This window comes from Rhizobium sp. Root274 (genome assembly GCF_001429245.1).
Lineage (GTDB): Bacteria > Pseudomonadota > Alphaproteobacteria > Rhizobiales > Rhizobiaceae > Allorhizobium.
Genome location: NZ_LMJE01000007.1, coordinates 1,111,512 through 1,124,308 on the forward strand (window position 1 = coordinate 1,111,512; position 12,797 = coordinate 1,124,308).

Genomic DNA, 12,797 nt, shown 5'->3' on the forward strand with positions numbered 1-12,797 from the left:
CTTTCCTCGGACAATCCCCGCGCAGGCAACAGAAGGAACGTCACGCGAATGTTCATTCGCATGGTCCTCAAGGCGATGGCGTTGGGATCCTCCCCAAATGCCGGCAAGAGCTTCCTCCTCGTGCCGGCCAGCCATTGATAGGCCTCAATCCTGTCACGATCCTGTCAAACCCGTTAACTGGTTGACAGCACCACGTGCACCGCTTGATCGCCGTCCCCAGACATGCGACCGTCGGCCATGCGCATTCTGCTCGTGGAAGACACGCTCGACGTCGGCGAGGCCATCAGCCGCCGCTTTGAAACCATCGGCCACACGGTCGACTGGCAGACGGACGGTCGTGCCGCCTCGGAAATCCTCGATTTCACCGAATATGATCTGGTTATTCTCGACGTCATGTTGCCTGGCCTCGACGGTTTCTCCGTCCTCAAACGGCTTCGGCAGAACAAGAACACCGTGCCGGTGCTGGTCCTGACGGCCCGATCGGAGATCGACGACCGGGTAGGTGCGCTCGATCTCGGCGCCGACGACTACCTCGTCAAACCCTTCGATTTTCGCGAACTGGAGGCGCGAGCGCGTGTGTTGATGCGCCGGAGCAGCGGCGGAGAAGCCACCAATGTCATCGTCTGCGGCGACGTGCTGCTCGATCGCTCGCAGCGCTCGGTGCGCGTCGGAAAGCGCGAGGTGCAGCTGAAACGCCGCGAGATGACCTTGCTGGAAATTCTGGCAAGCCGCCCGGGACGCATATTCAGCAAGGAACAATTGCTCGACCAGTTGTTCGGTTTCGAGGAAGCGGCGGGACCCAATGCGATCGAGCTTTATGTCGGTCGGTTGCGCAAGAAACTCGAAGGTGCCAAGGCGCGGATCGTCACCGTGCGCGGCATGGGCTATCAGTTGGTGTCCGATGCAGAGGACTAAGCCGTCCCTCTTCTCACGCCTCGTCCTGCGCGTCGCCCTGGTTCTGGCCGGTGGCGCGGCGGTGTTGATGACGGCAGCCTGGCTTTATGCACGGGCAGCCGCCGACGAAGCCTATGATCGGCTCCTGCAAGGAGCAGCGATCCAGATCCTCGACAGCCTCGTGGTCGAGGACGGCAAGATTGCCGTCAATCTGCCGCCCAGCGCCTTTGAACTCCTGGGCCTCGCCCCGCGCGACCGCATCTTCTACCGCGTCATTGCGCCCGACGGGAAAACGCTGACGGGGTATGACGATCTCGCCTCCAGCACCGACAAGGAGCATAGCTTGAACAGCCTGCTGTTCGAGACGAGCCGCTACCGCGACCAGCCGGTGCGGCTTGTCCAGACCAGCCGGGCGATTTCCGATCCGAGCATTGGCGGCTGGGCGCATGTCTTGATCGCCCAGACCACCGAAGCCCGTCAGGCGCTCACGACGGAACTCACCACCCGCGCCCTGATCCTTGTGATGATCATGAGCCTGCTGGCGCTCGCCGGTACCGTGCTCGCCGTCCGCTATTCGCTGCGCCCGCTCGATGCGCTCGGGGCAACCCTTCGCCGACGCGATTCCCAGGACCTGACGCCGCTCGCCGTCGACGTGCCGCGCGAACTGGCGCCCTTCGTCGATTCCATCAACCACTTCATGCGTCGTCTGGACGAGCGGCTGAAACTGCTCCAGCGCTTCATCGCCGACAGCGCCCACCAGATCCGCACGCCACTCACCGCCCTTTCCGCACAGGTGAGCCTGATTGACGAAGAGGCGCTATCGGAATCGAACCGCCGCCACCTGAGCCGGGTGCGCGACCGCACCACCGAACTCGCGCGTTTCACAACGCAACTGCTCAACCACGCCATGGTGATCCATCGCTTCGATTCGGCGCAACTCTCGCCGCTGGACCTGACCGATATCGCCCGCAAGGCCTTCCGGGCGGCCGTGCCGATCACCATCGACCCGGATACCGTTGTGTCTTTTGAAGCGCCCGACGAGACACTGACAATTCTCGGGGACGGACTGAGCCTGCGAGAGGCCATCGTCAACATCATCGACAATTCGCTGCGTCACGGAACGTTGTCAAAGCTCGAGGTCCGGGTAACCAGACGCGGCGACTTCGGTCTGGTCGAAGTCGAGGATGATGGCCCCGGCATTCCGCCGGCCGACTGGTCGCATGTTACCCAACGTTTCGTGTCGTCCAAATCGGGCGAAGGCAGCTCCGGCCTCGGTTTCGCCATTGCCTCGGAAGTCGCCGGTGCATTGCGGGGGGCGCTCTCCTTTCGCGAGAAGACGCCGGATCGCGGCTTTACCGTCGTCCTCGAACTGCCCCTGCTGCGGAAGGAAAACGCATGACGGCGGTCCGCTTCCTCACGTTTCTTCTGCTTCTGGGCGTCGGCCTTTTGTCGGACCTGCACCCAGCACGAGCGCTCGAGGGCGAACGCGTCGTATTCCACGCCCTTGCTCCCGAACAGGCGCGTCTTGTCGTTCGCGGGGCCACCGATGTCGACGCCATGAAACCGCTGATCCTCGACTTCCAGCAATTGGCGCCGGAGGTGACGGTCGAGTTCAACGACTACGTCACCAACGACCTATTTCGCGAGGCCGAAGCTGCCTGCCGCAACAAGGCGGCCTATGGCGACCTCTTGCTCTCTTCCTCTGTCGACCAACTGGTGAAGCTTGCCAATGACGGCTGTGCCCAGGACCATAGATCGCAGGAAACCGAAGGAGTTGCCTCCTGGGCCAACTGGCGCGATGAAGTCTTCGGCTTCACCTTCGAGCCTGCCGTCATCGTCTATGACGGCAAACGTGTTCCGCCCGAGGATGTGCCGCGCTCCCACGTGGAGATTGCCGAACTCCTGCGCGCCAAGCCGGACCTTTATCGCAACCGCATCGGCACCTACGACGTCCGCGTCTCCGGCATCGGCTATCTGCTCGCCTTCCACGACTCGCTTCAGGCGCCGACCACCTATGGCCGCCTTCTGGAAAGCTTCAGCCGCGCCGATGTCGTGACCCGCTGCTGCAACAGTGAGGTGCTGGGAGAGATCGCGAATGGCCGACTGCGGATCGCCTATAACGTGCTCGGCTCCTATGCCTATGCCGCGTCACGCCGCAACCCTGATCTGCGCGTGGTGATCCCGCGTGATTATGCGCTGATCCTGTCGCGCGGCGCGCTCATTCCGGAACAGGCACCCAATCCCGGTCTAGCAAAACGGTTCCTCGACTATCTTCTGTCGCCGCGCGGGCAGAAGGTCGCGCGCGAGAAGGCCTTTTTCTTCTCGGAAGGCGCACCTCTGCCGCCGGATGTCGACGGACCGATGTCACTGATCGAGTCCGGGATCGGACGCCCGATCCGGATTGGTCCGGCCTTGCTGGCAGCTCAGGACCAGGCGACCCGTGACCGCTTCATCGCCAACTGGTCGTCGCTCTTCTCGCCTACACCGCCCTGATGGTGCAATAAAAAAGCCGCCGGCGAAATCCCGTCGGCGGCTTTGAATTTGCTTGATCCAGCGATGAAGATCAGGCGGCGCGGTGATGAGGCGCGCTTGCCCGTGCACGACCTTCCGGCGCCAGCTTGAACTGGTTGACGAGCTGCATCAGCGCATCCGCCTCGTCCGCGAGCTGGCGGGTTGCGGCATTGGTTTCCTCGACCATGGCGGCGTTGCGCTGGGTCATCTGGTCCATTTCGTTGACGGAAGAGTTGACCTCGCCGAGCGCATTTGACTGGTCGCGGCTTGCCATCGCAATCACAGAGACGCGTTCCGCAACGGTGATGATGTTGGCCGAGATTTCTGCCAGGACCGATCCGGTCTGCTGGACCAGCTTGGAACCCGACGAGACTTCCGTGCTGGACTTGTGGATCAGGTCCTTGATCTGTTGGGCAGCCCCTGCAGAGCGCTGCGCGAGCTCCCGAACTTCCTGGGCGACGACGGCAAAACCCTTGCCGGCTTCACCGGCACGCGCAGCCTCGATCCCGGCATTGAGTGCGAGCAGGTTCGTCTGGAAGGCAATCTCGTCGATGACGTCGATGATCTGCACGATCTGGCCCGACGCATCTTCAATCCGGCCCATGGCATCGATGGCGCTGGCAACGACCACCGACGAGGTATCGGCGCGACCCTTGGTATCGGCAACGATGGTGTTGGCCTGCTCGGCCTGCTCAGCCGACTGCTTGACGGTCACCGTGATTTCGTCCACGGCAGCCGCTGTCTCTTCGAGCGAAGCCGCTTGCTGTTCAGTGCGCTTGGCGAGCTGGTCGGCAGCGCTGCTCATCTCGGCTGCATTGCGCTGGATCATGTAGGTGTTCGAGCGGATCTGGGTCATCGTATCCTGCAGATGCTCCAGCGACTGGTTGAAGTCGGTGCGCAACTGCTCGAGACGACCGTTGAACGGCGTATCGATGGTTTCGGAGATATCACCCTTGGCCAGCCGGCCGAGACCGGCGGCAAGCGCATTGACGGCAAAGTTGATCTGCCGATCGATCTCCTGCTTTTCGAGATCGTTGCGGCGACGCTCTTCCTCCGCCTCAGCACGTTCGGCTTCGCTGCGGCTCTCGATCTCGATCTTCGAGAGAGCGTTCTGCTTGAACACGCCGAGCGCACGGGCCATTTCCCCGATCTCGTCGACGCGGCTCTCACCGTTGATCTTGGTGTCGAGGCCACCTTCTGCCAGACGGCGCATGGCGCCCGTGATCTGGCCGATCGGACCCTTGAAGGTCAGGACGAGGCCGATACCAGCAAAGATCGAGATCAGGATGCCGATGCCGGTGGCACCAATCGAAATGGAGTTGGCATCGCGGCGTTCTTCGCCAGCCGACACCTTCTGCATTTCCGCAAAGGTCGTCAGCTGCTTCCAGATCACGTTGAGGTCGGAACCGGCCTGATCGTAACTTGCCTTGCGCGCCTGGCTGACCTTGACGAGTTCGACGCTGGCACCGGCCATGATCTCGATCGCAGGCGTCAGCTCGTCCTTGACCTGCATGAAGATCGGCTGGTCGGCAGCACTGGTGCCCACCGTATCGAGCGAGGCCCTGAGGGCCGTGTACTGCTTGTCGAGCAGCGCGCGGTTGTCATCGGTTGGCTCCAGGAGAAAACGGGCCATCATGATTTGCAGGCCGTAACCGGCCGACATCAGCTGGCGACCGTCATTGATGACAGCCTGCGCCTTGGCGAGCGGTGCGTCGAGTTCGCCGAACTTGATCGTCGCTTCCTTCATCTTCTGCTGGGCGGCAAGGCCCAGATAGGAATTCAGTTGTGTGAAATTACGCAGCGTCCCCTGCAGCTCCGTAATCACCGCATCGGACCGATCATTCGCATCGAGGACCGCCTTCAACTGGCCGGCAATCTTGTCCAGCGTCTTCGCTGCAGACTTGTTCGCCTGGGGCAGGATATTGGCCAGCATCTGCTGCCGCGACACGATCTCGGGAAGACGTGCCGAAATGACGGCAAACTTCTCGTCCGGTGTCTTCGCCTTGGTGAAAGCCGAATTCGTTTCGCTGAGGAACGTCCCCGAGCTGCGGATCCCTTCTGCGTCGCGCAGCATGGACTTGGCAGATGCATCATCAGCCTGAACGGCCTTTTCCATGTCGGTCATCGCAGCGGTGATCTTGTCTTGCGCGCCGACCACCTGTGCATTGCCCTTTTGCAGCGATGCAATCAATGCAGCCTCCGATTCATGCAGCCGCCACAACTCGTCGGTACGGGCGACGACAGTGTCGACCAGCGCACGCGCCTGCTCAAGTTCGGCACGGCCGTCAGCATCCGCAGACAGCTGCGACAACGTCGTCTGCAGATCCTGCTGCTGCTGCTTCAGGCGCGTCGTCACATCATCGCGCGACTGCGGTGTCGTGTTTTCCAGGAAGTCGGTCATGGAAGCGGAGACATCACGGAAACCGCTGAGCGACTGCAGCACGCTGTTGGAGATCTCGATCCGACCTTGCAGCAGACCGGAGGCATAGAGGCCCGTGAAGCCGACGGCGGAAATGCTCACGACAAAAGGCAGGATGAAGATCAGGACCTTTGTCTGGATGTTGAAACGGGACAGAATGCGATCGATGAACACGTTTTAATTCTCCTCGGACACTGCGGCGAATGCCGACATGCGCCTTAATCAATCCTCTAAGAATGAATGGGGAAAACTAACATCGACTTAATTAGCGACCTTGGAATTCGCTTCGCAATTGCAGCAAATTCGTGATGGGGCCGCCCAGAAACCGACTGCCGGAAGAATCACCTCCGGCAGTCATCTTCATGATCGAGTTGAGGAAAGCGCCCGTAGATTAAGGCGCGCCTGCTGCCCGCACGGGGGGGGTGAAACTGGTGCATCGACGCCATCTTGCGAAGCGATCCAGCGGCTCTCGCCAGCATAGCGCCAGGCCAAGCGGCCCTGCTCATCAAGGGCGTAGAGATGCAGCCAGCCATTGTCGAACAATGCCCGCACCCCGTCGTGCCTTTGGAGGATTGCTGTAATGGCTTCCCGTGGCGCTTCGACGGCCACCGTCAGACGCAGCGGTTCGTGCAGATAGGCAGCACCGTCATGCACCGATTGCCATGGCAGGCCCGCCCGCAGCTTCCCGCCATTCCCTTCCAGAACGCCGATGCCACCGACGACATTGTGCAAGAGCTTGTTGCCGGCACCGAAGAGGGAAGGCGCGACCGTCGAGCCGAAATACTGGAGGCTGATCCAGCTCGCAACGACCACGGGAGCCGTGAGGATCAGTTCGAGGACCTTGAAGCCCTCATCCTGTCGCCAGACATAATCATGCAGGAAGGCCCGGCCATCGAGCGCCCTTCCTTGCGTGCGCGACCGGGGTGCGGCGATGAAGGCGCTGCAGCCGGCAAGCCCGAGTTCCGGTCGCACCTGCGACCAGTCGCTGCTGCGCGAGGCGACCGACTGTGCGGAAGCGCCCGCCAGCTTGACCGCGCGCTCAGCCCGCGCCAGTTGACCCGACTGCTCCAGCCAGCGGCGGATCTTGTGAAGGTCGGTGGCATCCGCCTCCATCTCCAGATCGCTGTCGAAGAGCGTGACCGCATCCGTTGTGGTGTCGTGCAGGCCAGCCAGAAAGACCGTATCTGCCGGGATGTCGAGCCCCTTCTGCACCAGCTTTTGCCGCACCGCAGGATCGTTGAGAAGGCCCGCGAGCAGTCGCGCATTCACATCGCCCGCATGGCCGCCACAGGCACCGCAATGCAGGGCGCTGGCAAAGGGGTTGTTGACGACATTGGCCCCGTGACCAGCAAGCAGGACAAAGCGTGCCAAGCCTTCGGTGAGCGACATGGCGCGCAAGATGGTTTCGGCCGCAGCCGCCCGTGTCTCCAGGTCGAGAGTCGGCGAGAAACGGGGCGGAGCGCTGTCCGGCCCCTTGCCCTTGCCGAAGCCGAGCCCGTCGCGCAGGAGCTTTATCACATAGACCGGCCCCATCGCCTCGACGAAGGCGAAGGACGAGACGGCAGCGAGCTTGAACCGACCCCAGGCCCGGACCGCCCGGGCGCTGAAGCGTGCCTGTCGATCGGCCTCGTCATCCGTGTCAACAGCCGTGCAGCTGAAAACCGACGGCTTGAGCAGCACCGGAAGCCGATGCTCGGCAACATCGGAGGCAAAGCCGCGATGGCTGGCACCGAGCCCGAAGAAACCGGCAAAACCAAGCGTACGGATACCTGGATCCACGCTTTCCAAAGCCCGACGGAAGACTTCCGAGCGGACGTCAATGCAGAATGCCGCTTGCAGGAAGGGCCGCACTTCAGCGACCGGTGTGGAAGACGTGGTCGCAGACAGTGCCTGCCCGAGACGCCGCTGCGCCGCCCGTTCCGCCGCCAGCTGCAAGACACCATCGATCACGGTTGTCTGGGCCGCGACAACCGGTTCGCCATGCGCCCTCCGGATGCTGCGCCAGTCGTTGGCGATGTCCGGCTGGTAGAGTGCATAGAGCGCCTCTTCAAAAACCAGCCGAACGGCGAGCAATTCGAGCACCGTCGTTTCTGTCCGCCCCTCCAGTTCCGCCTTCCACTGCAGGTGGCGGGCATGTTGAGCCCAGCCGCCAAGACCGAGCAGCAATTGGTGAAAGTAGGTGCCGGGATCGCGTCCGAACCCCAGCCGGACAGCCGCCCGTTCGATCGCGCCCTGCGCCGTCTCCGGCGTCTCCGTGACGAAGGCGCCGAAACCGGTCAGGCCGCAGATTTCTGGCGTGAGGTCATGGGTCGCGAAGGCGCGCCAGGCGGCATAGAGCCCATTGCGGGTTGAGGCAGCCCAGAGCGCCTGCCCTTCGTCGAAGAAGCCTGCTGCGAAATTACCGATGCGATCGGCAATCACGGCCGGCCAGTCCTGACCCGAATGACGCGCCGCAAGCTCGGCCACCGTCGGCAGCGGTTGCAGCGGCTTGGTATCTTCGGCGATGGCTGACTTGAGTGCTACGAGATCAAGCCCGCAACCGCTTGCCGAAAGCGCAGACAGAAGATCGTCATCCGAGATTTCGCCAGCGGCGATCTTGCCGCGGTAATGCTTGCGGGGCAGTGCCAGCCGCACGCCGCCGATCCGCTCGAGACGCGATGACGTTGTCTCAAGGGTTTCGCCCATCTGGCCAAGGAAGGGATTGACGGCAACCGTGGCCGTGAGCGGCCAAGCCGGCGGGATCGCGCGAACCGCCTGTTCGGCCGCCCGGGCAAGGGCCTCACCATGCAGGCTATCGACGGTGGGGAGATCGTTCATCGGTTCACTCCTGGACATGGGCGGTGGAAGGGGTGGCAAGGGAAGAAAAGCCGCCGGCTCTCGATCGTGGGACCTTCCAGCCCCCGAGCAACCGGTCGAACAGTGCGTTGACATACAAGCCGTTGGACAAATGCACCCGCAGCCCGGCGGCAGCCGGATGATAAGCCCAGAGCGGGAAGAGCGCCTGGGCGACAGCAACCACGCCGAAGGTCACGACGGCGAGAACCATCAGCGTCCATTCGAGCGGCCCCGGCTGCGGGGTCGCCGGGAGCGTGCCGATCATCAGCTTGTCGGCGCCGCGCTGCAGGGCGAAATAGGCGGTGGCAGCCGAGACGGAGTAGAGCGAGGTGCGCCAGGTGAGTGCCCAGGGGGCCGCATCCGCCAGACCCTGCGCGATCAGATATGCCGTACCGAAGATCAGGATGGCGCCCAGGGCCAGCGCTTGCGGCGGTTTGTCGGAGAAGCCGAAGAGCACGCCGATGACCGCGTAGATGGCGAGGGCGAGAAGAAATGCGCGGCGGACGGCACGGACATTCGGAATGGTGACGGGACCCGGCCGCCGGGCCGAGGCCACGACCTCGACCGCAGAGCCCGAGGCAAGGAAGGCATGGGCCTTGTAGAGCGAGTGGGCGACAATGTGCAGAAGCGCGATCGGGAAGAGTGCCAGCCCGCATTGCAGGATCATGAAACCCATCTGCGCGACCGTCGACCAGGCGAGCGAAGTCTTGACCGCCGATTGCGTGAGCATGACGAGGCTGCCGAACAGCGCCGTGAAGCCACCGATCATGACCAGCACCGCGAGTACCACCGGCGCCTGCAGCATGACATCGGCAAACCGGATGAGAAGGAAACCGCCCGCATTGACAACGCCGGCATGCAGCAGTGCAGAGACCGGCGTCGGTGTTTCCATGACTTCCGTCAGCCAGCCATGGGTGGGAAACTGCGCCGACTTGAGCAAAGCGGCGAGCGCCAGAAGGCCGGCAGCGGCGATCACCATGGGCTCGGCAGCGCCTTCGCGGGCAGCGGTGAGGATGAGAAAGATGTCACCCGTCCCGAATGAAAGCCAAAGCAGCACCACCGCGCCGATCAGGGCGATATCACCGGTCCGCGAGACAACGAACTTCTTACGTGCTGCCCGCTGCGCCGCGACCCGCTCCGGATAGAAGAGGAGCAACTGGTGGAGCAGGAGACTGGTTGCGATCCAGCCGACGACAAGCTGCGCCAGCGTGCCTGCCTGAACGAAGAAAAGTACGGCGGCAAGGGTCGCAGTCATCCAGCCGGTAAAGGCGCCCTGCCGGGCTTCACCGTCCAGAAAAGTGTTCGCATAGCGCAAGACCAGCCAGCCGATGAAAGACACCAGTCCCAGCATGACCAGACTGACGAGATCGACGCGGGACGCAAAGGTGAAGAAGCCCAGGCCGAGGACCGGGCTGGTCCCGGGTCCGAACTGCCAAAGGACAATCGCCGACGCGAGGGCGACCAGGAAACTCCCAAACGCTGCGGCCTCTGCTGCCTGAAGGGCGGTGCGCGGACGCAAACCCGGCTTGAGGAAACTGATCGCGGACGCGATCAGCAGCAGCAACGGGGCGAGAAGAGGCAAAGCGTACATCACGGGGGCATCTCCGGTCTGGCGGCTCGGTAGCCGGCTGGAAACTTCACGGACCAGTTACCAGTCGGTGATGCCCAATAAAAATTCATTGTTTCTGAAAATTCGTTCTATTAAATAGAACTATGTCGGAGCTGAACTATCACCACCTGCGCTACTTCCGCGCCGTTGCCCATGATGGCAACCTGACCCGCACCGCAGAGCGGCTGAACCTGTCGCAGTCGGCTTTGTCGATCCAGATCAAGAACCTGGAGGAACGGCTGGGCCATCCCCTTTTCGAGCGACGGGGCCGTCAGCTGTATCTCACCGAGGCCGGCCGCATCGCCCTCGACCATGCCGACACCATATTCTCTGTCGGCGAAGAGCTGGTGGAGACGCTCAAGGAGACCGGCCGTACCCGCCGCGCCATCCGCATCGGCGCGCTCGCCACCCTCTCGCGCAACTTCCAGATGGAATTCCTCCGCCCGATCCTCGGCCGCTCCGATGTCGACATGATCCTGCGCTCCGGCAGCACCAGCGAACTGCTGGGGGCGCTGGAAAGCCTCAATCTGGATGTCGTCCTGCTCAACCAGGCGCCGATGGCCGATACGGTGACGCCCTTTGTCGCTCAGCATGTCTATCAACAGCGCGTGAGCCTGATCGGCCGACCGGACTACGGACAAGAAGGCTCGGATCTCGCCGCCCTGCTCACCCGCCATCCGGTCATCCTGCCGACACTCGAAAGCGGCGTGCGCTCGCAGTTCGAGGCCCTGGTGGAACGGCTCGGCATCGTGCCGCAGGTGGCCGCGGAGGTGGATGACATGGCGATGATGCGTCTTCTCGCCCGTGAAGGAGCGGGCCTTGCCGTTCTGCCGCCGATCGTCGTCAAGGGCGAGTTGGAGAATGGCAGTCTCGTCGAATTCGATGCCCTGCCCGGCATGATCGAGAACTTCTATGCCGTTACCACCCGACGCCGTTTCCCCAACCCGCTGGTTCGCCCTCTGCTCGAAGCGAGCCAGGCGTCCCGATCCGAAAGTGACCGTTCCGCGTAATGCTGCCATGACAGCAGAGACAGATGAGACTGCAGAGGGGGCAGCGTGCCAAAATCCATCGCCATTATCGGCGCAGGTCTTGCGGGGCTGACACTGGGCCAGAGGCTTAAGCCACAGGCAAACGTAACGATCTTCGAGAAAAGCCGGGGCCTCGGTGGGCGCATGGCGACGCGCCGACGCGAAGAATGCGCCTTCGATCACGGCGCCCAGTATTTCACGGCCCGCTCGGAGCGGTTCAGGACGCTGGTGCGCGAAGCCATGATTGCCGGCAGCCTGGCAGAATGGCCGGCTGCGGTGCCGACGCTCACAGGCCCCGCCCAGCTTGCAACTGACGGGAGAAGCGGTGAAGCCCGTTACGTGGGCGCACCCGCCATGACCGGTCTAGCCAATCACATGGCTCGTGGACTGGAGATCCAAAGGGAAATCACCATCACCCCCCTCATTTCGGAAGAAAACGGCTGGCGGTTGCGGGATCAGGATCAGCGCGACCTCGGACGCTTCGATCTGGTGATATCGACCGCCCCTGCCCCACAGACCGCCCGTCTTATGCCTCAGGCCTTCAGCGGCCACGCGGCGCTCGCCGAGGTCCGCCTCAGCGGCTGTTTCACTTTGATGATCGGTCTTGAAATTGCGCCGCAGCTGGGTTTTGAGGCGGCCCGCATCGACGACGAAATCCTGAGCTTCATGGCCGTCAACTCGACAAAACCCGGCAGACCCGGGAAGCCCGCCCTGGTCGTGCACAGCCGCAATGACTGGGCTGAGGCGAACCTTGAGAGCGACCGGGGCGCCGTGACTGAGCAGATGCTTGCGTCGCTCGAAAACCGAACCGGCGTGAATTTTCGGCAGGCGCCCTGGATAGACCTGCACCGCTGGCGCTTCGCCAATGTGGAACAGGCCGCCGGTGAGCCTTTCCTGTTCGATCCCGCACTCGGCCTCGGTGCCTGCGGTGACTGGTGCATCGGCAACCGGGTCGAAGCAGCATTTCAGAGCGCCTCGGCGCTCGCCGATCTCCTGACCACTATTCTTGCGGAGGGGTGATACCATGTACCAAAACCAGAGACTTTCCACCTTGCTGACCTACGCCGGAGCTCTCCCGTTCTGGGCCCTGGCCCTCGGCCAATTCGCAGGTCTCGACCCTGCGTGGGCGTCCAGCGCCTTCATCGCCTATGGCACCGGCATCTCCTGTTTCATGGCCGGCACGATCTGGAGCCAGGTCCAGATCAAGCAGGCCAGTCCCGGCGCATTTTTGCTGCTCAGCAATGGAGCCGCACTCGCCGCCATCGCGGCCCTGCTGCTTCATCACGCCATGCCGCTTGTCGCCTTGATCCTGCATTCGGCGGTGTTCATCACTCTCTTCTTCGCCGACCAACGCATCCATCGCGACGGTGACCAGCCGCACTGGTATCTCGCCCTTCGACGCAATGTGACGGTGCTCGTCGTGATCGCTTATGGGGTCGTGATCCTGGCCATGTAATTTTCTTTGTCCCGCCTGTAAGAAGTGACCTGCTTCTGCGACTAT

At 62.7% G+C, this 12,797-nt stretch carries 9 protein-coding genes; 6 read left to right on the forward strand and 3 right to left on the reverse strand.

Translation table 11 applies throughout. From position 1 onward, the window contains the following. Positions 1 to 237 precede the first annotated feature (237 nt). From ASE36_RS14310 to ASE36_RS14320, 3 genes are read left to right on the forward strand one after another with little or no spacing between them, the layout of a single operon-like run. The gene (locus ASE36_RS14310) at positions 238 to 915 is read left to right on the forward strand and encodes a response regulator transcription factor (RefSeq protein ID WP_062281427.1); all 678 of its coding nucleotides are present in this window, start codon (positions 238 to 240) and stop codon (positions 913 to 915) included. Beyond that, positions 902 to 2,293 (forward strand): sensor histidine kinase, encoded by a 1,392-nt coding sequence (locus ASE36_RS14315; protein WP_062280664.1) that lies wholly within the window; start codon positions 902 to 904, stop codon positions 2,291 to 2,293. Before ASE36_RS14310 ends, ASE36_RS14315 begins: the two co-directional genes overlap by 14 nt. Further along, the gene (locus ASE36_RS14320) at positions 2,290 to 3,387 is read left to right on the forward strand and encodes an ABC transporter substrate-binding protein (RefSeq protein ID WP_062280667.1); all 1,098 of its coding nucleotides are present in this window, start codon (positions 2,290 to 2,292) and stop codon (positions 3,385 to 3,387) included. Before ASE36_RS14315 ends, ASE36_RS14320 begins: the two co-directional genes overlap by 4 nt. Before the next feature lie 70 nt (positions 3,388 to 3,457). Here ASE36_RS14320 and ASE36_RS14325 read toward each other — a convergent pair whose 3' ends face one another. The 3 genes from ASE36_RS14325 to ASE36_RS14335 form a co-directional block, all read right to left on the reverse strand. Beyond that, a complete protein-coding gene (locus tag ASE36_RS14325) occupies positions 3,458 to 5,998 on the reverse strand; it encodes a methyl-accepting chemotaxis protein (RefSeq protein ID WP_062280670.1) in 2,541 nt (846 codons plus the stop codon). Positions 5,999 to 6,184: 186 nt separating this feature from the next. After that, a complete protein-coding gene (locus ASE36_RS14330; protein ID WP_062280673.1) occupies positions 6,185 to 8,641 on the reverse strand; it encodes a YbcC family protein in 2,457 nt (818 codons plus the stop codon). A gap of 4 nt (positions 8,642 to 8,645) precedes the next feature. Continuing rightward, positions 8,646 to 10,250 (reverse strand): proton-conducting transporter membrane subunit, encoded by a 1,605-nt coding sequence (locus ASE36_RS14335; protein ID WP_062280676.1) that lies wholly within the window; start codon positions 10,248 to 10,250, stop codon positions 8,646 to 8,648. A 122-nt stretch (positions 10,251 to 10,372) separates the two neighbouring features. Here ASE36_RS14335 and ASE36_RS14340 point away from each other — a divergent pair, with 122 nt between their 5' ends. From ASE36_RS14340 to ASE36_RS14350, 3 genes are read left to right on the forward strand one after another with little or no spacing between them, the layout of a single operon-like run. Continuing rightward, on the forward strand, positions 10,373 to 11,278 hold the full coding sequence (locus ASE36_RS14340; protein WP_062280679.1) for a LysR family transcriptional regulator: 906 nt from the start codon (positions 10,373 to 10,375) through the stop codon (positions 11,276 to 11,278). A 45-nt stretch (positions 11,279 to 11,323) separates the two neighbouring features. Further along, the gene (locus tag ASE36_RS14345; RefSeq protein WP_062280683.1) at positions 11,324 to 12,316 is read left to right on the forward strand and encodes an NAD(P)/FAD-dependent oxidoreductase; all 993 of its coding nucleotides are present in this window, start codon (positions 11,324 to 11,326) and stop codon (positions 12,314 to 12,316) included. A 4-nt stretch (positions 12,317 to 12,320) separates the two neighbouring features. Further along, positions 12,321 to 12,752, forward strand: a complete 432-nt coding sequence (locus ASE36_RS14350) for a DUF3429 domain-containing protein (protein WP_062280685.1) — start codon at positions 12,321 to 12,323, stop codon at positions 12,750 to 12,752. Positions 12,753 to 12,797 lie beyond the last annotated feature (45 nt).